The 20,545-nt window shown below is 64.2% G+C and carries 23 protein-coding genes and 1 tRNA gene; 10 read left to right on the top strand and 14 right to left on the bottom strand.

From position 1 onward, the window contains the following. Positions 1-35: 35 nt before the first annotated feature. The 3 genes from FNV92_RS14890 to FNV92_RS14880 all read right to left on the bottom strand — a co-directional run bounded on the left by FNV92_RS14890 (position 36) and on the right by FNV92_RS14880 (position 2,304). Positions 36-782, bottom strand: coding sequence for a hypothetical protein (locus tag FNV92_RS14890; RefSeq protein WP_168213711.1), 747 nt, complete (start codon positions 780-782; stop codon positions 36-38). A 98-nt stretch (positions 783-880) separates the two neighbouring features. Continuing rightward, a complete protein-coding gene (locus FNV92_RS14885) occupies positions 881-1,753 on the bottom strand; it encodes a DMT family transporter (RefSeq protein ID WP_143845876.1) in 873 nt (290 codons plus the stop codon). Between the two features lie 104 nt (positions 1,754-1,857). Beyond that, the gene (locus tag FNV92_RS14880) at positions 1,858-2,304 is read right to left on the bottom strand and encodes a hypothetical protein (protein ID WP_015685474.1); all 447 of its coding nucleotides are present in this window, start codon (positions 2,302-2,304) and stop codon (positions 1,858-1,860) included. Positions 2,305-2,596: 292 nt separating this feature from the next. On the opposite strand from FNV92_RS14880, the gene FNV92_RS14875 reads away from it, so the two are divergent. After that, positions 2,597-2,857 carry a hypothetical protein gene (locus FNV92_RS14875; RefSeq protein ID WP_015685473.1) on the top strand — a complete coding sequence of 87 codons (261 nt, stop codon included), beginning with the start codon at positions 2,597-2,599 and terminating at the stop codon, positions 2,855-2,857. Between the two features lie 30 nt (positions 2,858-2,887). Here FNV92_RS14875 and FNV92_RS14870 read toward each other — a convergent pair whose 3' ends face one another. Then, positions 2,888-3,349: a host attachment protein gene (locus tag FNV92_RS14870; RefSeq protein ID WP_015685472.1), complete on the bottom strand. Its 462-nt coding sequence runs from the start codon at positions 3,347-3,349 to the stop codon at positions 2,888-2,890. A gap of 308 nt (positions 3,350-3,657) precedes the next feature. On the opposite strand from FNV92_RS14870, the gene FNV92_RS14865 reads away from it, so the two are divergent. The 7 genes from FNV92_RS14865 (at position 3,658) to FNV92_RS14835 (ending at position 9,651) form a co-directional block, all read left to right on the top strand. Then, positions 3,658-3,954 (top strand): hypothetical protein, encoded by a 297-nt coding sequence (locus tag FNV92_RS14865; protein ID WP_143845877.1) that lies wholly within the window; start codon positions 3,658-3,660, stop codon positions 3,952-3,954. 448 nt (positions 3,955-4,402) lie between these two features. Then, on the top strand, positions 4,403-5,368 hold the full coding sequence (locus FNV92_RS14860) for an AraC family transcriptional regulator (protein ID WP_143845879.1): 966 nt from the start codon (positions 4,403-4,405) through the stop codon (positions 5,366-5,368). Positions 5,369-5,511: 143 nt separating this feature from the next. After that, positions 5,512-5,664: a hypothetical protein gene (locus tag FNV92_RS14855; protein ID WP_015685469.1), complete on the top strand. Its 153-nt coding sequence runs from the start codon at positions 5,512-5,514 to the stop codon at positions 5,662-5,664. Positions 5,665-6,282: 618 nt separating this feature from the next. Continuing rightward, entirely contained in the window at positions 6,283-7,083 is an 801-nt protein-coding gene (locus FNV92_RS14850; protein ID WP_244623694.1) for an ABC transporter ATP-binding protein, read from the top strand. Then, the gene (locus tag FNV92_RS14845) at positions 7,067-7,837 is read left to right on the top strand and encodes an ABC transporter permease (RefSeq protein WP_168213712.1); all 771 of its coding nucleotides are present in this window, start codon (positions 7,067-7,069) and stop codon (positions 7,835-7,837) included. Before FNV92_RS14850 ends, FNV92_RS14845 begins: the two co-directional genes overlap by 17 nt. 20 nt (positions 7,838-7,857) lie before the next feature. After that, a complete protein-coding gene (locus FNV92_RS14840) occupies positions 7,858-8,814 on the top strand; it encodes an ABC transporter substrate-binding protein (protein ID WP_143845881.1) in 957 nt (318 codons plus the stop codon). Between the two features lie 18 nt (positions 8,815-8,832). Beyond that, positions 8,833-9,651 (top strand): ABC transporter permease, encoded by an 819-nt coding sequence (locus tag FNV92_RS14835; protein ID WP_143845882.1) that lies wholly within the window; start codon positions 8,833-8,835, stop codon positions 9,649-9,651. 33 nt (positions 9,652-9,684) lie between these two features. Here the strand turns inward: FNV92_RS14835 and FNV92_RS14830 are convergent. The 3 genes from FNV92_RS14830 to FNV92_RS14820 form a co-directional block, all read right to left on the bottom strand. Continuing rightward, positions 9,685-9,761, bottom strand: a tRNA-Arg gene (locus FNV92_RS14830). A 150-nt stretch (positions 9,762-9,911) separates the two neighbouring features. Beyond that, positions 9,912-10,421 carry a hypothetical protein gene (locus FNV92_RS14825; RefSeq protein WP_143845883.1) on the bottom strand — a complete coding sequence of 170 codons (510 nt, stop codon included), beginning with the start codon at positions 10,419-10,421 and terminating at the stop codon, positions 9,912-9,914. 161 nt (positions 10,422-10,582) lie between these two features. Next, on the bottom strand, positions 10,583-11,149 hold the full coding sequence (locus FNV92_RS14820; RefSeq protein WP_143845884.1) for a hypothetical protein: 567 nt from the start codon (positions 11,147-11,149) through the stop codon (positions 10,583-10,585). 178 nt (positions 11,150-11,327) lie between these two features. Here FNV92_RS14820 and FNV92_RS14815 point away from each other — a divergent pair, with 178 nt between their 5' ends. Continuing rightward, a complete protein-coding gene (locus tag FNV92_RS14815; protein ID WP_143845885.1) occupies positions 11,328-11,714 on the top strand; it encodes a VOC family protein in 387 nt (128 codons plus the stop codon). 49 nt (positions 11,715-11,763) lie between these two features. Here the strand turns inward: FNV92_RS14815 and FNV92_RS14810 are convergent, their stop codons facing one another. Continuing rightward, on the bottom strand, positions 11,764-12,261 hold the full coding sequence (locus FNV92_RS14810) for a hypothetical protein (protein ID WP_143845886.1): 498 nt from the start codon (positions 12,259-12,261) through the stop codon (positions 11,764-11,766). 252 nt (positions 12,262-12,513) lie between these two features. Between FNV92_RS14810 and FNV92_RS14805 the strand changes: the two genes are divergently transcribed. Next, complete coding sequence (locus FNV92_RS14805; protein ID WP_015685460.1) at positions 12,514-12,864, top strand: GrlR family regulatory protein; 351 nt, start codon at positions 12,514-12,516, stop codon at positions 12,862-12,864. A gap of 8 nt (positions 12,865-12,872) precedes the next feature. On the opposite strand, the gene FNV92_RS14800 is transcribed toward FNV92_RS14805, so the two are convergent. From FNV92_RS14800 to FNV92_RS14775, 6 genes are all read right to left on the bottom strand, one after another. Beyond that, positions 12,873-15,560, bottom strand: a complete 2,688-nt coding sequence (locus FNV92_RS14800; protein ID WP_143845888.1) for a PAS domain S-box protein — start codon at positions 15,558-15,560, stop codon at positions 12,873-12,875. A gap of 117 nt (positions 15,561-15,677) precedes the next feature. Further along, the gene (locus FNV92_RS14795; protein ID WP_143846312.1) at positions 15,678-16,592 is read right to left on the bottom strand and encodes a DMT family transporter; all 915 of its coding nucleotides are present in this window, start codon (positions 16,590-16,592) and stop codon (positions 15,678-15,680) included. 81 nt (positions 16,593-16,673) lie between these two features. Continuing rightward, a complete protein-coding gene (locus tag FNV92_RS14790) occupies positions 16,674-17,489 on the bottom strand; it encodes an NUDIX hydrolase (protein WP_143845889.1) in 816 nt (271 codons plus the stop codon). A 4-nt stretch (positions 17,490-17,493) separates the two neighbouring features. Further along, entirely contained in the window at positions 17,494-18,447 is a 954-nt protein-coding gene (locus tag FNV92_RS14785; protein WP_143845890.1) for a dihydrodipicolinate synthase family protein, read from the bottom strand. A gap of 28 nt (positions 18,448-18,475) precedes the next feature. Next, positions 18,476-19,354 carry an SDR family oxidoreductase gene (locus FNV92_RS14780; RefSeq protein WP_143845891.1) on the bottom strand — a complete coding sequence of 293 codons (879 nt, stop codon included), beginning with the start codon at positions 19,352-19,354 and terminating at the stop codon, positions 18,476-18,478. 168 nt (positions 19,355-19,522) lie between these two features. After that, positions 19,523-20,383, bottom strand: a complete 861-nt coding sequence (locus FNV92_RS14775; RefSeq protein WP_143845892.1) for a MaoC/PaaZ C-terminal domain-containing protein — start codon at positions 20,381-20,383, stop codon at positions 19,523-19,525. Positions 20,384-20,545: the final 162 nt, after the last annotated feature.

The raw sequence follows: 20,545 nt of genomic DNA, 5'->3' as shown, positions 1-20,545 counted from the left end.
GGGTGCGGGCGGCGCCCGGAGATCGCTCCTGCGCCCTACCCGCGCCTGCTGGCCGCGCGCCGGCCCGGGTGATGCTCGCCTTGCGGATCGCGGAATTCGCTGCGATGGCCGCGCCGGTCCTCCTTGGCGAAGCGCCGCCGCTTCTCGGGCGAGCCGAACTGCTTGATCACCTTCCTGCCGTTGACCCTCTTGATGACATAGCCGCCCTCGGTCATCGAGAAAGGCTCCTTGAGCGTTCCCTTGTGGTCGAACCTAGTGCCGCGGGGATGCTTGAACGGTTCGAACCAGGACGGATAGACGAAGTTCGACATCGGAAAACCGTTGACGAGGAAGGAGTCCTCCTCCACGGCGTCGCAGACCTCATAGGCGTATTGCGTGTTCCTGTTCTTGTCGGCCCAGAGATTGGCCATGGGATCGAGCACCATCTCGAACAGCTCGTGTGAGGCCGCCAGGCTGACCGGATCGTCCTCGCCGAGCGTCTTGAGGAAGATTTTCGAGATCGGCTGGCCGCGATGCGTCAGCTCGTGCCGCGCGCCGAAGTTTTTGTTGGTAACATCGTCGAAATAGACCAGTTGCCAGTCCGTGGGTTTCGGCTTCCTCGTGACATCGAGATCGACAGGATAGCCCCAGACCGGCAGGAAATGCTCGTCGTAGCATTTCTGGAGCGCGGCGGTGAGCCGCGCCATCATCCGGTCGCTCATCATCTCTTCCGCGTAGTTGATGCAGGCAATCCGGACCGGCTTCAAGGACCTGCCGAGCAGTGCGCGCCGCGCCTTCTTCATGGAAATCACCGTTCCGAAAGGGAAACTGAAATGCGTCCAGCCTAACACGAACGCGCCGCGCACGTCAGGGATGTATTCCCGCCATTTGGTCCACCGTTCTAGAAGCGCCGGTTGACTACGAACACCGCCGCCGCGCACATCACCATGCCGGCAATCGCAAGCGCGTCGAGCCTCTCCCCGAACAGCAGATACGCCATCAGCGCCGTCACCGCCGGCACCAGATAGAACAGGCTCGCGACCGAGGTCGCCGCGGCGTGACGGATCAGCCAGTAGAGCAGCCCGATCGATCCGATCGAAAGCGCCACGGCGAGCCAGCCCAGCGCGAGCACGAACTCGCGCGTCCAGTGCACGACGCGATCCTCGAACAGGAAAGCACCGATCGTGAAGAAGATCGTGACGGAGACGTATTGCACCAGATTGCCGGCGCGCCAGTCGATGTGATTGCAGTAGCGGCGCTGATAGAGCGTGCCGAGCGTGATGGAGATCAGCGAGACCACCGAGGCGAGCCAGCCGAGCCCGGCTTCGCCGGTCATGGGGCGGCCATGCAGGATCAGCACGACGCCGCCGAGGCCGAGCACGAGGCCGGCCCATTGCACCGGGGTCACTTTCTCGCCGAGCCAGCGGTTGGCGATGGTCGAGGTCAGGATCGGCTGCAGGCCCGGGATCAGCGCCGACAGCCCGGCGGGAATCGAATGCGCGATCGCGATCGCGGTGCCGCCGAGATAGAAGCCGTGGACGAGGATGCCGGCCACCGCGCTGTGCGCGATCCCGATCCGATCGGGCCATTTCGGACGCGCGATCGCCGCGATGATCGCCATCAGGCCGACCACCACCGCCATGCGGATGGCGAGATAGGTCAAGGGATCGGCGTTATTGATGACATATTTGGTGCCGATGAATCCGGTGCTCCAGAGCACGACGAACAGGATCGGCGCGGCGCGGGCGGTCAGGGCTTCTTGATTATGGTTCATTGCCGCCCTCATTGCCCCACCGGGGCCTATGCGGCAATGCGAATTTCCACGTAAGAGATGCTGCGCCGCGACAGATTGCGAAAGCGCCGGATCAGTTCACCCGCTCACCATTCTTCCGGACAGGGATCGATGATCCTCCAGAGATCGACACCGTTCTTGATCTTCTTCATGTCGGTGGTGAGCCCGCCATTGCGGCGGATCCAGTCCTTCACCGTATCAGGGTAATAGGACATCAAATCGGAGGTCCCCTCCGCGCTGGTGACCTTGATGCCGAAGGTGAAGGCCTTGTCGTAATAGGCCTGGTGGAAGCCGAGGCTCGCGCGCGGCGTCACGCAGATCTTGTTCATCGGCACGATGCCGAGCACCAGGGTGCAGGCCGAGTTACAGATGCCGTCGATGATGACGCGCTCGCCCTTCTCGCGGACGCGCTTGTACTTGGCCTTGTACTCCTCGACGTAGCCGCCGTGGTCGCGGGTGATGTGCAGCTCGGCGCGCGCCGGCGTGGCGGCGGCGATGCAGAGCAACAGCAGACTCAGAAGCGTGATGCGCATGGCGGCGTGACGACGAAAGCCTTCAGGAATGGACCGGCCTCGAAGGACCCCCAAAGGGCCGGCAATAGGATTCTCAACCGAATTCTGTTTGGTCATACTTGTGTGGGGAATTCGTTAAGCATCCCGAAAAGGCCAAAAATGGGCAGCCACGGACGGCCATTCCGGCAATTCTGTCACACTCACCCGGGAATCTGCGGGATTGGCCCCGATTTACCGCCCCCGGACGGGTGTCCCGGCGGCTCGAACTGGCTATAAACGGCTCACCTATTCGAGCGGGTTCCGGAGAATCGAGATGAGCAAATTGAAGCTTGTAGCCGCGGTTGCTGCCTTGTCGGCCGCAATACTAGCCCCTGGTCTCGCGGAGGCGCGGGGACATCACCGGTACCATCGCTACGCCAACCCGCTGCCCTACCCGATCAGCTATGTGCACAATTACGGCCCCGGCATCGCGCCCGGCACCTTCGCCTTCTACGACGGCCCCTCGACCAATCACTGCTACCGCAGCGCCGCCGCCTATGTCGGCCAGGACCGCCGCCGGCACCCCTGCTACTGAGGAGCGCCAGCGCGTCCTTGACGGGCGTCCCTATCTGGCGGCGCCCGTCAGCAGCAACTGCTTCTCGATTTCGTAAACCGGCAGCTTGACGAGGTCCTTGCCGACTTCGCCCTGAAGTGCTTTGCGCACCGCGTCCGAATAGTCGGCGCGTATCATGCCGAGCGCGCGCGGTGAGGCCACCATGGTCAGGGCCGTGGTCTCGCCCGTGCTGACGGCGGCATCGAGCCGGCTGGCCAGGCTGCGCAGGAAAGCGCGCTCCGCCTCGTCATGCCAATCGGTCTGCTCGACCGAACTGCGCGCGCCGCCGGCCGCGGCATGCAACCGGCCCGGCGCATCGGTCCCTTGCGCGCTGGTCGACGGATTGGGTTGCTCGTGCACCTCTTTGGTGTGGAGGTTCGGAAACATCCCGTCGCCGAGGTTTTCCAGAATGAGCGCCTTGCGCCCATCGCACACGACCAGCCAGTCACCTTTGTCTAATCTCATCTTGTCCATTGCACAGCTCCAAGCAATCCGTGAGCCCGCCCTTCGATGTCCTCGAAAGCCAGGCCACGGCGACAAGACTAGGGACGAAGCCGCGCCGGTGAATTGCGCAGGATCAAGGATGCCGGCAACGGCTTGCTGAGGGCAGCGCCCGCGCAGCATTGGTCACGCGCCCGAACCTGGGATAGTCTCTCAAGACCGAAGGTCAGGCCTGCGGCGGACCGGCTGAAGATTTGTTCATCAGCATTACATTTCGGTTCCGCCACAATTTGATCAGAACAACTTCGATATCCTGTCCTGCGTAAGCGGAGGAAGACATTATGAAGATTAAGATTGGCCTCGTCGCCGCATCCCTGTTCGGTGCCATCGCGGCATCGCCGGTGGCGTCCGCCATGCCCATCGCACCCGCGCCTGCGACACCGCAGGCCTCCGGCGTCGAGCAGGTCCGCATGGTCTGCGATGCCTGGGGGCGCTGTTTCTGGCGTCCGAACGTTTATGGATATTACGGCCCGCGGCCGTACTATGGCCCCCGATATTATGGCCCGCGCTATTACGGTCCCCGCCCTTACGGACCCCGTCTCTACGGGCCCCGCTATTACGGCTATCGCGGCTGGTGACATCAAGAGGGGCCCTCCGGGGCCCCTTCGCTTTGAGAGATCCTGAATGGCGACGTGATCCAATCTAGACCGGTTCCAAAACTGATCTAGATCAAGGACGCCGCGCGCCATCCAGTCATGCTGTCTTGATGGTGGATTTTATTGTTTTCCGGTGCCCCCAGACGGGCATGAATGTGCAAACGCATTTGGAAAAGCAGCACAGACCTGAAGGTCGTAGCTTCGAGTCCATCACCTGTCCCGCATGCACGAGGCTCCACTTTATCGACCTCGCCACCGGCCAGCCGATGAACCGAGACCGTTGACGGTGACATCAATCCGTCCGGCCACGTGGCATGATGTCCGCAATACTACGGCCCGGAATCCGGTTTACTGAATCGTCGTGTTTCGCCAATGATGGCGCTGTACAGACGTTCATTTGATTGTCACATTTCAGCACCCGGCCGGACGCATGTTCTTCGACGCGCTTGCCCCCTCTTCCGCCCTTCAGTTGGTCCGCTTTGCCGATGTCGACGCGTTTCGACCGGCCGAGTCGCTCGAAGATGCCCGGAGCATTCCGCTAGACGTCACCAATTTCGCGGCGGCGCGCGCGGTCGTGAACCTGCCGGCGTGCCGGATCATCGTCGCGAAGTCGTTTGCGCGCATCCTCGATACCTCCTACCGCGCACCAGGCGGCATGGTGATCCTGCCGATGACCGACGATCTGCGCGCGACGTCGAGCGGGGTGAATCTCGATGCACGTTTCTTCGTGGCCCTGCGCGGCAACCATGACTGCCATTTCGTCGAGCCCCAGATCAGTTATCACGCGCTGATCATGTTCTCGCCCTTGCTCAGAGATCGCGGCTGGTTCGATCGTGCCGACAAATTGTGGGTTCGCGTCGCGGACAGCGCCGCTCAACTTCATGCCAGGCAGCTCGTGCTCGACATCCTCCGCACCGCCTCGGTCGAGCCGCACATGTTCGAGACGACGGAGGTCGCCGGACATCTCCAGGAGGGCCTGTTGCTCGCCCTGGATGATCTGTTTCGCATTGACCCGCTGGCGGTCGGCGGCGCTCCGATTGCGGGCGCCCGATGCGCGAAGCTCGTGCAGCAGATCGACGATTATATCGCGGCCTATCCGACAGCGCCGATTTATACGGCCGATCTCGCCGGTGCATTCGGAGTCTCGGTGCGGACTCTCAGCGGCGCAGTGACCAAGGTGCGCGGCATGAGCCTGCACCAGTACATCCGCCTGAAGCGGCTGTGGGCGACCCGCACGCAGCTCCTCAGGAGCAGTGGTGCGTCGGTCGCCACATGCGCACGCGCCCAGGGCTTTCATCACCTCGGCGAGTTTGCCGCCGCTTACCGTGCGACCTTCCACGAAGCTCCTTCCGCCACGCTGGCGCGCGGCCGGCAAACCGGTCTTTCGGCACACTGACCTCCCGGCGCCAGATGCCGGCCTCGGACTCGCATTTAGAGCCCTGGAACCAGTTCCCTTGAGTCGCGTTAGCTTGCCAGGCACCCCGCGAATCCCAAACGCGGGGTTTTTCTGGCCGTCATCAACCCGGTTCAAGGAAGCGAATGTCCATCAGCCGCAATTTGTTGTTTCTGATCATCGGCGCTCTGGTCGTCACCGCAGGCGTGCTCGGCTACAATCTCTACCAAGAGAAAAAGCAGCCCGACGGCGTCCAGATTAATGTCGGCCCCAATGGGCTGAAGATCCAAGGCAAGTAGACTGGTTAAGCGGATTGCAGCGGCCTGGTCCCAAAGCCCCGATCTGATAAAGCCCTGATCATAGCGGCGCGCTGACCAAGGTCATCGAACTCACTTGCAGGATTTCGGACGAACGACACACGGCGAATCTGATGGCAGCGACGCGAGTTAGCTTCGCTTCGCGTCTGCCAGCTGAAGTAAATCGGCGCTCCGAAATTCTCGTCGAAAGAATCCCTCGAACTGAACCTCGCTCGCGACCGAAGGGATCGGGAAACCGGCCCCCAGCGCGGCGACGCGCGAGCCGTAGATTCTTCAGGTTCTCTCGATCGGCTGTACAGACAGCGTTTCGCAGACGCCGCCGTGCCGATCTGTTGCTGCGCGAAGGCCGATAAGATCGCCGCGCGCGCCGTTGGCGCAGGACTTCTGGATGGGACGCGTCCTCACACGATCATCGCGAGCGAACGCATCGGACGAGTAAGGCGAACTGCGGCGGCTGCGCTGATCGGCGTCGCACCGCGCGGACCATGGTGTTCGTTGACATCGAGAATGAATGGCACGATAGTTCCAGTTAGACGAACGCTTGTTCAATAGGCGAACAGATTTGCGCACAGACATTCCCGGACGAGCGCGAGGGCCGACGTGAGCCAAAGGCTGGGGTTTGACCGCGTTTCGAAGGTCTTCGAAGGGACTGGTGACGACGCCGATTTCGTTGCTTTCGACGACATCACGCTTGAGGCCGCGCCATCGGAGTTTCTTGCGGTCGTCGGACCTTCGGGATGCGGGAAGTCGACCCTGTTGCGGATGGCCGCAGGTCTCATGGACCCCACCAGGGGCCAGGTCGTTCTGGACGGAAGGCCCGTTGTGGAGCCGCCGCCGGGCGTGATCTATCTCTTCCAGCAATACGCCAAGTCCCTCTTCGCCTGGCGCACGGTCATCGACAACGTCATGTTTCCCGTCGAGAGCGCGCCCCGGGCAAGGCGCGGCGAATTGCGGGCGCAATGCCGGGATTACCTGCGGCAGGTCGGCCTCGGCGGCTTTGAAGACAAGTATCCCTGGCAACTCTCCGGCGGCATGCAGCAACGTGTCGCCATCGCGCGGGCGCTTGCCGCCGATCCGCAGGTGCTGCTGCTCGACGAGCCCTTCAGCGCCGTGGACGCGCTGACGCGCATGGAGCTGCAGACCCTGGTGCTGCAGCTCTGGGAGCGGCGGAAGTTCACAGCGATCCTCGTCACCCACGACGTCGAAGAGGCGATATTCCTCGCCGACCGCATCGCCGTGCTGGGCGCACGGCCCACCTCGCTCAGGGAGGTCATCGACGTCGGCCTGCCTCGGCCGCGCGACCAGTTCGCAACGCGCGAGGATCCGCGTTTCCTGAAACTGCGCCATCACATCACCACCGCCTTGCTCACCGGGAATGACGGGCATGTCGCGTCGGCGTGACCGCATCGGCCCCGGACTGCTGGGGCTGGTTTCGCCGATTGTCGTGCTGTGCATCTGGGAGCTCGCTTCGCGCCTTGGCTGGACCAACCCGGTGCTGCTGCCCAGTCCCTCGCAAGTCATCGCGGCGTTATTCGCGCTGATGGCCTCGGGCGCGATCGTATCTCCGCTGGCGCATACGGTGGGCCTGTTCGCCGTCGGCTATGGGCTCGCCGTGCTGATCGGGACGGGTATCGGCATTGCCATGGCCACTAGCCGAACCCTTTACGGGCTGCTCGAGCCGCTGGTCGAAATCGTTCGCCCGATTCCGAAACCCGCGCTGGTCCCGGTGCTGTTCCTGTTCCTCGGCATCGGCAAGGCGACGATGATCACCCTCGTCGTGCTCGCGGCCGTGTTTCCGGTGCTGATCTCCACCTTCCAGGGCGTCAGGGGGCTCGATCCGGTCCTGCTGGAAACGGCGCGCACGCTGCAGGTCTCTCGCGCGCGCACGATCGTCTCGGTCATCCTGCCGGCGTCTCTGCCGATGGTTCTCGCGGGGATGCGCGTCGCGCTCGGCATCGGGCTGGTGCTCGTCATCCTCGCCGAGATGCTGGCCGGAGAAGACGGCATCGGCTTTCGCATTCTCGACCTCGAGCGCTCGTTCCAGATCCGCGACATGTTTGCGTGGATCGTCGTGCTGGTCGCAGTGGGCGGAGTTTTGACGAAACTGTTCGACATCGCCGAGCGACGCCTGGTGCCCTGGCGAGGCCGAAGCTGACAACCGAAAGGGAGAAAATCATGCGCAGAGCATTCGTTTGGCTGGGATTGGCGATGCTGGGGCTCTCCGCGCCGCCGGCCGCATCGGCAGCGGCCGATCTGGAAAAAGTCCGCGTCAGCATCATCCCGATCGGCGACGTAGCGCCGCTGTTCGCCGCCGTTCAGCAGGGTTATTTCCGCGAGGTCGGGCTCGAGATCGACACCACCCCTTCTGCAGGCGGCGCGGCAGGAATTCCCGGCCTCGTCGGCGGCAGCTTCGACATCGCCTACGGCAACGTCGTATCGGCGCTGCTGGCCGCCCAGCAGGGGCTCGATGTCAAAGTCATCGCGGCCGGCACTAACGTCACGGACCCCAAGCTCGATGCCACGGGAATCTTCGCGAAGAGCGATTCCGGAATCAAGAGCGGCAAGGACCTCGAGGGCAAGAGCATCGCCGTCAACACCCGCAACAACGTGATCTGGCTCTACGCCCGCGCCTGGGTAAAGACGACGGGTGGCGACCCCGAGCGCGTCACGTTCAAGGAAGTGCCGTTCCCGCAGATGGAGGACGCGCTTCGGCAGCAGCGCGTCGATGCGGCTTTCATGGTCCCACCGTTCTCCATCGTTGCCGCGCAGAAGGGCGGCCTCGGCAAGGTCGGCATGCCCTATTCGGACGTGCAGCCCGGCGTCGACGTCGGCCTCTATGTCACGACCGGAAAGCTGCTCACGACGAAGCCTGAGACGGTGAAGAAGTTCGTCGCGGCGCTTCGCAAGGGCGTCGAATGGTACAATGCCAACCTCACGAACGAGGCGCTCCTCACCCTGATCAGCGGCTACACCAAGGCGGACGTCGCGCTGCTCAGGCTGGCCCCGGTGCCGACCGCGCCTTCCCGCACCGACATGGCACAGGTCAGGAAGACGATGGAACTGATGATCGAGAGCAAGCTAATTCCGGCGCCGCTCGATCTGGACAAGATCGTCGATCCGCTGGCGCGTTGAGATCGGGAAAGGTCGCGTATGTCAGCGATGGACGGTGTGGAAGGGGTGCGCGACTCCAGGCGTTCGCGCCGGTCCGATCCGAACGGGGTCGATCGCCGTGCCTACGGCTTCCTGCTGCTCGCCGTGCTGCTGTTATTCTGGGAAGTGTCGTCGAGGGCGGGCTGGATCGTCAGCGCCTACTGGCCGCCAGTCTCGCAGGTCTTCGCGGCAGCCATCGAGCAGCTGGCGGGCGGCGAAATCCTGCTTGCGCTGGCCTCGACGCTGCGCCGGGCCGCGATCGGCTATGTCGCGGCTTCAGTGGCAGGTATCGTGCTCGGGATCGTGCTGGCCAGAAACCTGGTGCTGCGCTACGCCCTGCTTCCGCTGATCGAGATCGTCCGGCCGATGCCGACCCCAGCGGTGATCCCGCCGCTGATCCTGCTGCTCGGCGTCGACGACGCGCTGAAGATCTTCGTCGTGGCACTGGCGAGCTTCTTTCCGATCTTCAGCAACACCTTCGCCGGCGTCGCCACCATCGACGACACCCTGATCCAGACCGCCCGGACCTTCCGGACGCCGACGGTTCGCCTGCTCGTCCAGGTCGTCTTCCCCGCCACCTTGCCGGCGATTGCGGCGGGCCTGCGCACGGCCACCAGCCTTTGCCTCGTCGTCGCCGTGCTGTCCGAGATGATCGCAGGTTCCAGCGGCATCGGATACTATCTGGTCGAGACTCAATACGCGATGCGGCCCGATCTGATGTACGCTGCCGTCCTCTACCTCGCCGCCACAGGCTACGCGCTGAACCGGATCTTTCTCGCGCTGGAAGCGCGGTTGGTGCCGTGGATGGGTAGGTCGTGAGTTTTCCAGGATCGTCGGTGCATCTGATGCGATTGGCGCGCTCGGAGAGATTCGAACTCCCGACCCTCGGAATCGAAATCCGATGCTCTATCCAGCTGAGCTACGAGCGCCTCGGCCCTGGGATTGGGCCAAATCCGAACCGCCGGACCGCGGCTGGCAGGCCAGCACGCCGGGCGGGGTTCGGATGGGTTCGAATTAGCAGAGAGACTGACCAATAAAAAGCCCCACCCGTCTCGTTTCGAGGCGGGTCGAAGGCGATGTCACCAGGTCGTGTTGAAGAGCCCGAAATGCGGCTGTTGGGCCACCAGCATCATCGGACGGCCCTGCTGCTGCGGCGCCGGATGAATCCGGGCGACCTTGCGCTTGGGCTGAACGTGAGGAACCTGGACCTGAGCGACCTCTGCCTGCGGCTTGGCGTCGTTCCTCCTTGCCGCGGCGGTCTCAGCCTTGGGAGCCGGCGTGAACTGGGCAAAGGTTTCGCGCACCCTTGCCTTGGCCGACATCTCGGCCAGCACGTCCGCCTGCGCGGGCTGCTGCGGCGCGGCCACGGCGGCCGTCTTCAGCGCAGGCGCGACAATCGTGGGCTGGCTGGTGTCAAGCACGACGCGATCCGGCAAGTGACGATCCGACCGGATCCGGATCAGGGGCTGATCATTGCTTGCCATTGCGATCGCTTTGGCGACGGGCGCGGTCGGCCAAACGAAGTCCGCCCCAAGCAACAGTGCGAGCAAGGCTCCACCGACAAACAGGAAATACCGAAAGATGGGCATTGACCGAACTCCGCCCACCGCATCCCCGCGTGGGCACTTCGCCTCAACAGGCGATACTCTGATTGGTTCCTGCACCCGGCCTTGCGGTTCAAATGGCAACGCCGAGTTTTTTACCAAGGGGCAACGACCGTCACTTTTCCGCTACCGGCAAACGCCGCACTTTATGCACGCCGCGCGGCAATCAGCGAACATTTCGCCTGATCGGCGTTAACGTTGATGACGCCGACAGCCACGCCCACAAACGTTTTGCGGCTCTTCATGTTAACGGTATCGGCCAACACACGGCTGCGGTTGGTGAGATGACTGCCATCGCGTCGTGCGAACGCGCAAACCAACTCTAGATCCTTTACGGCATAGTCATTGTCGTTTCGCAACGTGAAGGTCACCAGCGCCTTCGAGCCGAGCCCGCCGCGACGCCATGTCTGCGATGAAATTCTGAGACGATCGATCTCTGCCGCAGTTGAAGCCTGAGCAATCGGCAAGACCACAGTTGCCACATCGCTGGGGACAGCAGGCTCGACGGTAGCCACGTCTGACTTCACCGGCTCGGTACTGCTTCCTTTGGAGAGAGGCAGCAGCATCCAGACACCGCAGCCGACAATGAGGGCCGCCAGCCCCCATAGCAGGCCTCGGCCGAACGTGACGCTCGCGATCGTCACGGTCCGCGCCAGTCGCTCGCCGTTCCCGACAAAACGTCCCAACCCGATCCGGTCAAACCTCGCACTCATGGGTATGTCACCGATGGCGGCCGAAGCAGTGTTCGAAGACTGGGCCACTGCTTACCTTAATCGAGCAGACGAACTAGGGTTCCCGCGCAGATGCGAATCGGCGAGGACGGTGGCGATCGTCGGTCGCCATCGCTAATATGCGCTGCAACATCGCAGCCCCCCGTTGGGAGAACATGAAATGCCTGTCGTCGTCACCTGGGATCACGTCCATCTGCGCAGCCCCGATCCGGAGGCCACGGCGACCTGGCTGCGGGACATTCTCGGTGGCGAGGTCGTGCGCGCACCGGGACGGATCGACGTGAACCTCGGCGGCGCAAAAATCTTCATCGCGCCGCTCGAGGGCGACAACGCCGTCAACCCGCCGCCCCCGCACCCGCATCAGGGCCTCGACCATTTCGGTCTCACGGTGAAGGACATCGACGCCGTCGCGGCCGAGCTCAAGGCCAAGGGCGTCACCTTCACCCGCGAGCCGACCACGCTCCGGCCGGGCGTGCGCATCTGCTTCATCCGCGGCCCCGAAGGCATCTCCATCGAGCTGCTCGAGCGCGACAAGAAATACACCTGACGCGGCACGCATCGGGTATCGACGAGAAGCCGGGCGGGCTGCCGCCCGGCTAAGTCATGCTACCGGGCATAAAGCAGCGGATGGTCACGCCCATGTAGCCATAGACCGGCCAGACCATGGTCCGGCCAACCCGGTTCGGCTCCGAGATCACGGCCTCCTCCGGTACGTCGACCCAGACGAGTTCCTGCTGCTGGCCGTCGAGCACATAGCCCAGGCGCGGGACGCGGACACGAAAATGTCCGTCCTTGCTTTCCCAGTCGGTGTCCGAGAGCGCCGAGCCATCGGCATCGGAGCAGCACGGCCCCTTGCCGCTTCGCAATCCGTCGAACCAGGCCTTCAAATCGGCATTGGTGTTGACGAACTGACCGCGATCGCGCGCGTACCCGAGCGGGGCAACGAGGGCGATCAGGGCCAAGGCACAGGGCAGGCTCGACAGGCTTGGCCAGCGCGTCGCGCGACTTGTCCTCCGGTGTTCGCTTTTGCAATTCGTGGAACGCGCACTGTACAGACGCGGCTCATGGCCGCCGGAATCGATCCAGTTGGTCACGTTGCTCTTGCTCCAGCACCCCGCGGCTAGTGCAACAATGGTTATGCATTTCGCGGGCCAGTTTTGATTCGCTCCAACTGGTCTCGCCCCGCAATGAGACGGTCATAGCCCTGTCGCAGACAAGCCGGGACAACTACGGCTCGTCGGTGGGCGGCGGCCGGCAAACTGCCGCGTTGCGCGAGCGAATGCGCTTTGGCATAAAAGCACTACCGGTTACGCCATTGGGCGATGGCGGCCGGCCTACGGGACGTTATGAAGAACGGCCTCTATTCGATTCACGTGAACCTGCTCGATGGCCGGGTCGGCAAGGGCAGCGGTGTGATTCTTTTCCGCGACGGCAAGATCCTCGGCGGCGATGCCTACCTCTATTACACCGGCAGCTACGTGGTGAAGGACAACACCTTCAAGGGTGAGGTGCTGGTGCAGCGGCACACCTCCCCGCGAGGCGACGACAATCCCCTGTTTGGCGGCCCAGCGGCTGTCGGCATCGGCGTGACCGGCACTTTCACCGATACGCGCGGGGACATGACGGGCACGGCGCTGGTCGGCAAGGCCAGCCAGATCTTCGGCGCCACGCTCCACAAACTTGCAGACGCAGACTAGGCGCGAAGCTATTCGGCAGCTTGCTCCAACGGGGCCACCCGCGGCAGGATGATCTGGATCCGCGTGCCCCCGCCCTGCTCGGAATCCAGATCGAGCCGGCCGCCGAGCCTGTTGGTGACGATGCTGTAGACGATGTGCAGGCCGAGACCGGTGCCACCCTGGTCGCGCCGCGTCGTGAAGAACGGGTCGAAGGCACGGCGACGGACGTCGAGCGACATGCCGCAGCCATTGTCGGCGAAGATGATCTCGACGTTGTCCTTGCCGGACTCGCGCACCTGGATGTCGATGATGCCCGGACGTCCATCCGGAAAGGCGTGCGCTACCGAGTTGAGAAACAAATTGGTCAGCACCTGGCCATAGGGGCCGGGATAGCTGTTCATGGTCAGGCTGGGCTGGCACTCGACGTTGAGCGTCAGATTGTGTTTGCGCAGGCCTGGCCGCAGGCTCATCACCACCTGCTCGGTGAGATCGCCGAGGTCGAAGCTGCGCTGGTCCGAATAGTTTCGGTCGGCAGCGACCTGCTTGAACGACTGGATCAGCTCGGCGGCGCGGTTGAGATTGGAGACGAGCTGCGAGGACGCATCGCGGCTGGTATTGAGGAAATCGTTGAGCGTGGAGCGGCGAAGCTCGCCGCGCTCGACCTCGGCGGTGAACATCGCGGTCTTACGCTCCAGCGCGGAGGCCACCGTGAGGCTGATGCCGACGGGATTGTTGACCTCATGCGCGACGCCGGCAACGAGCCGTCCAAGGGCGGCGAGCTTCTCCGCCTCGATCAGTGAAGCCTGGGTCTCGCGCAGATTACGCAGCGCGGTCTCGGCGGATTCCTTGGCTTTGCGCATCTCCTGCTCGCCGCGCTTGCGCTCGCCGATGTCGAGCGCCACGGTGACGATCCGCTCGATCTCGCCTTCGGCGTCGAGCAGCGGCAGCTTGTTGACCAGCCATTGCCGCATGTTGCCGGAGGAATCCTTGTACTCCTCCTCGTAGAAGCCGAGGCCCTTGCGAAGCTTGAGCACCCTCTTGTCGTTCTCGTCGGTCTTGGCCGCGCCATAACGCGACATCAGATCCGCAGTGGTGCGGCCGAGTGCGTCACCGGGCTCGATGCCGAAGATTCCGGCCATGTAGCGGTTCATCAGCACGTAGCGCAGATCGCGGTCTTTGACGTTGATCACCGCGGGCACGGTGTCGATGACCTGCTGGAGCAGGCGCCGGCCTTCGGCGATGGCGTCCTCCGCCCGCTTCTGGTCGGTGATGTCGCGCAGCGTGCCCTCATAGCGCACGATGTTGCCCGCCTCGTCACGCACGCCCGTGGCGCTGTCGGAAAGCCACAGGATGTCGCCGCTGCGCTGGCGCACTTGGTATTCGAATTCGCGCACCATGCCGTCGCGATTCATCAGCCGCTGATATTCGACGCGCGCCTCGGGATGGACGTAGATGGTGTGGGCAATGTCGTTGATGCTGTCGATCAACTGCTGCGGGCTGTCATAGCCCATCATCCGCGCCAGCGCCGGATTGGCGTTGAGAAGGTCACCGGCCGGCGTCGTTACATAGATGCCGTCGACCGAGCCCTCGAACAGTTTTCGGTAGCTTTCTTCGGCGAGGCGCTGTTCGGTGAGCGCGCGCACCGCCGCCTCGCGCGCCGTGTCGGCCTCTTCCAGCGCCCGGCGGAACACTTCGGCCGCGCGCGCGATGTCGCCGATCTCATTGTCGAGGTCGGCCGACGGGATCGAGGTGTTCTTCTCGCCGGCAGCCAGCGCGCGGATCGATCTGGCGATCTTCGCCAGCGGCCGCACGGTCCGCCGCACCACGAAGCCGGCCGCGAGAATGCCGATCAGCACGCCGATGGTGCCGAACACGATGCTCTGCCACCGCGCCTCCGTCAGCGTGCGGGCAAAATCGCGCGACAGTACGTGGCCGCGCCTTGCGCTGACCTCGCGCAGCAATTCGGTGACGCGGCCGATCAGCCGGCCCTCGGTGCCCAGCACTTCGCGGTCGATGTCGGCAATCTGCCGCTCCCGGACAGCCACCGCGATGATGGCCTCGGCATAGTCGCTCACGGCTCCCTTCAGCCTGGCATCCGCGATCTCCATCATCCGCATGCTCTGTGCGGCCTGCTCGGCCGCGGACGGGTTGCGCGCAAGCAGGCCGAGCGCGATCCGGCTCTGCGCCTCCGACAGGCGCGAGGCCAGCTCACGGTCCGCCGTGCCTCCGACGGCCGCATCGAACCGGTCACGCAGCGGCGGCAGGCCGGCCAGCAGCTGGGCACGGCGATCGATCAGGGTCGAGATCCGTTCGAGGCCGTTGCGATAGGTCGCAAGGCGCTCGGTGACCCCGTCGATCATGTCCTGCTGCTCGGGAGCGAGTTCGATGCGGGTCTTCTTCAGGATATCGCTCAGCGTCGAGGCCGCCTCGCCCACCTGCTTGAACTGGATGCCGGCGCCTGGGTCGGTGACGAAGTCGCGCGCGGCAAGGCGCAACTCGTTCATGCGGCGGTCGATGTCCTCGGCGAGGTCGCCGACGCTCTGGAGCCGCTGCAGCTCGGCGAAGGTCGTGTCGATGTGCCGGATCGCGATCACGCTCGCGGTCGAGGTGACGATGATCACCGCCAGCACCAACAGGAAGCTGCCGAACGTGAGCTGGCCGATGGAGAGCGAGAAGGTTCGCTTTTTCTCAGGGGTCGGCGTCAATTCGGCGGACATGGGTATGGTTGAGGGACCGGGCTACTGGGGGCCCAATATACGACGTAATGCCCCCCCGGGGGAACATGCCTCAGGCCGGCCAATATCCTTAATATCGCGGTCGTCCTGCCCTCCCGATTATGACGCTTTGACGGCGGCGGCCTTGCGCGCCGGGATCGTCATGGCGGCGACCCCGAGGACGACGCAGGCAAGCCCGATCCAGGCGGTCTGGCTCAGAGTTTCCCCAAGGAAGGTCACGCTGATGGCGACCCCGATGGGCACGCGCAGATAGGCCTGCGCGGTGGTGCCGACCGAACCCAAGGTCTGGATCAGGCGGAAATAGATCGCAAACGCTGCCGCGGTCGAGAACACCGCCAGGGCCAGCAGCGCCAGCACCGAACCCAGCGAAGGCGACAACGTCCAGGGCTGCTCGACGATCAGCGAGGCCGGGATCAGGGCCGCGGCCCCCGCCAGCAGCGAGCCGGCCGCAGGCGCCATGGGATCGAGCCCCTTGAAGCTGCGGCCGAAGATCGCGGCGCAGGCGTAGCAGATGGTCGCCGCGACGATGGCCGCCTCCGCGACGAAGCCGGTGCCGACGTCATGGAAGACGTCGACGCCGACGATCAGCAGGATACCGGCCATGCCAGCGACCACGCCGAACAGTTTTCGCGGTGACGTCGCCTCGTGGCGGGTGACGATCGCCGTGAGCAGGAAGGTGAAGATCGGTCCTGCGGAATTGAGGATGGTCGCGAGCGCGGCATCGACGTGGCGCTCGCCCCAGGCGATCAACGTCCAGGGGACGACGCTGTTGAGCACGGCCTGGAACGCGAAGCGCTGCCAGGTCGCCGCATCCGTCGGCATCCTGATGCCGCGCGCCCACATGACGGCGAGCAGCAGGAGGCCCGCGATCGCGGTGCGGGCCGCGATCAGCGTGATTGGCGGAATGGTGGCGACGCCGAGCTTGATGAAGGTGTAGGAGCCACCCCAGAGCGTTGCGAGCGCGACCAGCAGCGCCAGTTCGACGGCGATGTTGGTATCCTGCCGGTTGTCCATGGTGCTCATTCCGCCTCGCTGTCAGAGGACGGAACATACGGCAACGGCGGGGCGCGATAGTTCGTCGCCTGTCGAAGTGTGTCAGCCGACGGCGCCGACCTCGAACACCTCGCCGTCGTAGCCGGCCTCGAGGGGAATCCGGAGCTGGCGGCCGGCTTCGGTCTTGGTCATGACAGGCATCACCGTGACGATCGACATGCCACGGGCATGGTCGAGCGCAGCATCGACGCTACCCTGCTTGGCGAGCCGGATCAGGTTGCGCGTGGTCGGGAACGGCAGCTTGAAGCGTCCGCTCTCGCCACCCTCCACCGCCTCACGCGGCGACACCCAGATCGAATCCGTCGACTCACGACCGTCATGCGCGCCGAGCTGGTCGGGCGGCGCTGCGGCGAGGAAGAACCAGGTGTCAAAGCGCTTCGGCAGGCCCTCCGGCGTGATCCAGTGCGCGTAAGGCACCAGCGTGTCGAGCGCGAGCTGAAGCCCGTTGTCGGCCAGAATGCTGAGGAAGCTGATCTTGTGCTCGTTGAGCGCCACGCGATGCGCAGCCGCGATCTCGCCGGCGCGCCTGGCATCGATCGGCGTGCCCGAGTCCTTCGCGCGCGCCAGCAGGATGCCGCTCTCCTCAAAGGTCTCGCGGATCGCGGCGATACGAAAACCGCGGTCCGCCTCGCTGAGGCCCTCGCCGCCCGAATACAGGTCGGCACGGGCGACAATCTCCTGATCGCCGGCATCAACACTGCCGCCCGGAAACACCAGCGCGCCCGAGTTGAACTCGATCTGATGATGGCGGACCATCATGAAGACTTCGATCTCGTCGCGGCTCTTGCCGTCGACACTTGCGCCATCGCGCAGCAGGAGAATCGTCGAGGCCGGACGTGACGCTGATGTTTCGGGCATTCATTTAACCTGCAGCGCTGGATTGCGGGCCGAGATTGGCGCGCTTGTCGACACGGGCGACGCGCGACAGCAGGTACTCGACCTCCGCCTTCGCCGCCGGGGTGATGGTCGCGCCCGGCTTGCGCTGCGCGCTCGAGGCGATGATGCCGCGCTTCTGGAGCACGTATTTGCGCACGGCAAGGCCCGCGCCCGGCTGCTGCTCGTAGCGGATCAGCGGCAGATGCGCGTCGAACAGATCGTGCGCGGCGTCGCGCTTGCCGGCCTTGGAAAGGTTCACGACGTCGATCAGCAACTCGGGGAAGGCGTAGCCGGTCATGGCGCCGTCAGCACCGCGCTCCATCTCGAAATCGAGGAACATGCCGCCATTGCCGCAGAGGATCGACAGCGGACGGAGCGAGCCGTCCTTCTGGAAATTGCGTAGCGTCGATATCTTCTCGAGCCCCGGCCAGTCCTCGTGCTTGAGCATCACGCAGTTCGCATTGTCCATGACGATCTTGCGGATCACGGCGGGGGTGAAGATGACCGACAGCGTCAGCGGGTAATCCTGAAGCACCCAGGGCACATCGGGGCCGATGGCTTCGGCGGCCTGCTTGAAATAGCCGACAATCTGGTCGTCGGTACGCAAGCTCGGCGGCGGCGCGATCATCACGCCGGCCGCGCCGGCGTCCATCGATGCCCTGGCCAGCGCACGCATGGTGGCAAAGCCCGGCGCGGAGACGCCGACGATCACTTGCATTTTCTTGGCGCGCTTGACGAAGCGCACCGCCACCTGCTCGGCCTCGGCTGCGTCGAGCTTGGGCGCCTCGCCGAGGATGCCGAGCACCGTGACGCCATCGCAGCCGACCTCCTCGTAGAAATCGGTCAGGCGGTCGATCGAGCGTTCGTCGATCCGGCCGTCATCGTGGAACGGCGTCGGCGCGATTGCGAAGGTGCCCTTGGCGTCGGCGGTCAGTTTCATCGTCTTCCTTGTTTTCTCTCTCGTAGGGCTAAAACCGCCGCGCCCCCATCTTGATCTGCTCTTCGGAGAAGAAGATCTCCTTGGCATGATCGGCGATGTCCTGAGCCTTCCAGCCCGTGTGCGGCGGTTTCCAGCCTTCCATTTCCATCATCCGCATTTCGCGCACGCCGCGGGGCCCGGACACGCCCAGCACCTTGCCGGTCTGATCGCCCGACAAATCGCTGACCATGTATAGCACGGCCGGCGCGATGCCGTCCGGCCCCAGCGCGGCCCCCGGGTTCTCCTTATAGCGGGGCAGGTCTGCGGTCATGCGGGTCAGGGCGCCCGGGGCCAGCGTCCAGATCCGGATGTTGTACTTACGGCCCTCGATCGCCAGCACGTTGGACAGCCCCCAGATCCCGCCCTTGGCCGCGCCGTAGTTGGACTGACCAAAATTGCCGATCAGCCCCGAGGTCGAGGAGGTGTTGACGATGACGCCGCCGCCGTTTTCGCGCATCCAGCGAAACACCGGCATCGTGCAACAAAAGGTACCCTTCAGGTGGACCTTGATGACCTTGTCCCAGTCGGCCTCGGAGGCCTTGGCAAAGGTCTGGTCGCGCAAAATTCCGGCATTGTTGACCAGGATGTCGGCGCGGCCGAAATGCTTGATGGCGTCGTCGAACACCGACTGGCCGCCCTCCATGGTGGAGATGTCGGCGCCGTTGGCGACCGCCTTGCCGCCCTCGGCCTCGATCGCGTCCACGACCTGCTGCGCCATCGACTTGTCGGCGCCGGAGCCGTCGCGGGGACCGCCGAGATCGTTGACGACGACCGAGGCCCCTTCCCGCGCGAACAGTCTTGCGTAGGCCTCGCCGAGCCCGCCGCCCGCCCCGGTGATCAGCGCAACCTTGCCGTCGAGCAGTCCCATGGTGGCTTCTCCCTGTTTGTTTTTGCTTTCTCGTGTCCCGGACGCGATGCAGCGTGAAACGCTGCTTCGCAGAGCCGGGCCCCAATTCTTTCTTTGCCTGGGCTCTCTGGGCCCCGGCTCTGCGGCGCATCACTGGGTGCTGCGCCGCGTCCGGGGCACGAGACTGCACTAACCCAGCACCGTCTTCCCATTCTTGATCACGGTGACGCCGCGCGATTTCACCTTGGCTTCGAACGAGATCGTGTTGCCGTCCTTCCAGAGGTCCATCGTCACGGTCTCGCCGGGATAGACCGGCGAGGAGAACCGCGCGACGTGCTGGCGGAAGGCGGAAGCATCGTAGTCGGCATAGGTCTGGAGCACGCCGCGGCAGGTGATGCCGTAGGTGCACATGCCGTGCAGGATCGGACGCGGGAAGCCGGCCTTCTTGGCGAACTCGGGATCGGAGTGAAGCGGGTTTCGGTCGCCGCAGAGGCGATAGACCAGTGCCTGGTCGGGACGCGTGACGATGTCGATGGTCTTGTCGGGGCTGCGCGACGGGATCTTGTGCGGATCGGGCTGGGTCAGGTTCGGCCCGCCGAAGCCGCCGTCGCCGCGGGCGAAGCGCGAGGCAACCAGCGTTGCCAGCTTCTCGCCCTTCTCGTTCTTCAACACGGTCTGGTGAGCGATGACGACGCCCTTATCCTTGCCCTTGTCGTAGACCTCGACGACAGAGGAGTCGGCGGTGATGTTGGCTGCCACCGGCAGCGGCTGATGGAAAGTGATGTCGCGCTCGCCATCCACCACCATCACGCGGTTGAGATTCATCTCGCCGGGCCCCGAGCCCCACGCCGCCACGGACGCAAAGGTCGGCACCACCTTCAGCGGCCGCGGCGTCAGCGTGCCCTCGTTGACGAAGGCGAGCTCGTTCTCGTCCATGGGATCAGCGCCGAGGCCGATGCCATAAGCGTAGAGCATCACGTCGCGATCGGTGTAGGCGTATTTCTGGCCGATGTTCTTGAGGGCTTTGAGTTCTTCATATCTGGCGGACATTTTTTGTTTCCTCCCGGCATTTCACCGGCGCTCATTGAGGCGCCCTCTCCCCTTGCGGGAGAGGGCAGCGAGAGCCGTGCAGCAAACTCGTTTGGGTGAGGGGTTGCTTCCGCGTTGAAAATTCTCTCCGTGGAGCGATACCCCTCATCCGGCGCTTCGCGC

It is taken from the genome of Bradyrhizobium cosmicum (assembly GCF_007290395.2).
Lineage (GTDB): Bacteria > Pseudomonadota > Alphaproteobacteria > Rhizobiales > Xanthobacteraceae > Bradyrhizobium > Bradyrhizobium cosmicum.
The sequence above is the reverse complement of the archived record's forward strand: the minus strand, read 5'-3'. Positions and strand labels throughout refer to the sequence as shown.

Excerpts from the sequence above, each read along its gene's own strand:
- FNV92_RS14890 (WP_168213711.1), bottom strand. The coding sequence starts at position 782 with ATGAAGAAGGCGCGGCGCGCACTGCTCGGCAGGTCCTTGAAGCCGGTC.
- FNV92_RS14885 (WP_143845876.1), bottom strand. The coding sequence starts at position 1,753 with ATGAACCATAATCAAGAAGCCCTGACCGCCCGCGCCGCGCCGATCCTG.
- FNV92_RS14880 (WP_015685474.1), bottom strand. The coding sequence starts at position 2,304 with ATGCGCATCACGCTTCTGAGTCTGCTGTTGCTCTGCATCGCCGCCGCC.
- FNV92_RS14875 (WP_015685473.1), top strand. The coding sequence starts at position 2,597 with ATGAGCAAATTGAAGCTTGTAGCCGCGGTTGCTGCCTTGTCGGCCGCA.
- FNV92_RS14870 (WP_015685472.1), bottom strand. The coding sequence starts at position 3,349 with ATGGACAAGATGAGATTAGACAAAGGTGACTGGCTGGTCGTGTGCGAT.
- FNV92_RS14865 (WP_143845877.1), top strand. The coding sequence starts at position 3,658 with ATGAAGATTAAGATTGGCCTCGTCGCCGCATCCCTGTTCGGTGCCATC.
- FNV92_RS14860 (WP_143845879.1), top strand. The coding sequence starts at position 4,403 with ATGTTCTTCGACGCGCTTGCCCCCTCTTCCGCCCTTCAGTTGGTCCGC.
- FNV92_RS14855 (WP_015685469.1), top strand. The coding sequence starts at position 5,512 with ATGTCCATCAGCCGCAATTTGTTGTTTCTGATCATCGGCGCTCTGGTC.
- FNV92_RS14845 (WP_168213712.1), top strand. The coding sequence starts at position 7,067 with ATGTCGCGTCGGCGTGACCGCATCGGCCCCGGACTGCTGGGGCTGGTT.
- FNV92_RS14840 (WP_143845881.1), top strand. The coding sequence starts at position 7,858 with ATGCGCAGAGCATTCGTTTGGCTGGGATTGGCGATGCTGGGGCTCTCC.
- FNV92_RS14835 (WP_143845882.1), top strand. The coding sequence starts at position 8,833 with ATGTCAGCGATGGACGGTGTGGAAGGGGTGCGCGACTCCAGGCGTTCG.
- FNV92_RS14825 (WP_143845883.1), bottom strand. The coding sequence starts at position 10,421 with ATGCCCATCTTTCGGTATTTCCTGTTTGTCGGTGGAGCCTTGCTCGCA.
- FNV92_RS14820 (WP_143845884.1), bottom strand. The coding sequence starts at position 11,149 with ATGAGTGCGAGGTTTGACCGGATCGGGTTGGGACGTTTTGTCGGGAAC.
- FNV92_RS14815 (WP_143845885.1), top strand. The coding sequence starts at position 11,328 with ATGCCTGTCGTCGTCACCTGGGATCACGTCCATCTGCGCAGCCCCGAT.
- FNV92_RS14805 (WP_015685460.1), top strand. The coding sequence starts at position 12,514 with ATGAAGAACGGCCTCTATTCGATTCACGTGAACCTGCTCGATGGCCGG.
- FNV92_RS14800 (WP_143845888.1), bottom strand. The coding sequence starts at position 15,560 with ATGTCCGCCGAATTGACGCCGACCCCTGAGAAAAAGCGAACCTTCTCG.
- FNV92_RS14795 (WP_143846312.1), bottom strand. The coding sequence starts at position 16,592 with ATGGACAACCGGCAGGATACCAACATCGCCGTCGAACTGGCGCTGCTG.
- FNV92_RS14790 (WP_143845889.1), bottom strand. The coding sequence starts at position 17,489 with ATGCCCGAAACATCAGCGTCACGTCCGGCCTCGACGATTCTCCTGCTG.
- FNV92_RS14785 (WP_143845890.1), bottom strand. The coding sequence starts at position 18,447 with ATGAAACTGACCGCCGACGCCAAGGGCACCTTCGCAATCGCGCCGACG.
- FNV92_RS14780 (WP_143845891.1), bottom strand. The coding sequence starts at position 19,354 with ATGGGACTGCTCGACGGCAAGGTTGCGCTGATCACCGGGGCGGGCGGC.
- FNV92_RS14775 (WP_143845892.1), bottom strand. The coding sequence starts at position 20,383 with ATGTCCGCCAGATATGAAGAACTCAAAGCCCTCAAGAACATCGGCCAG.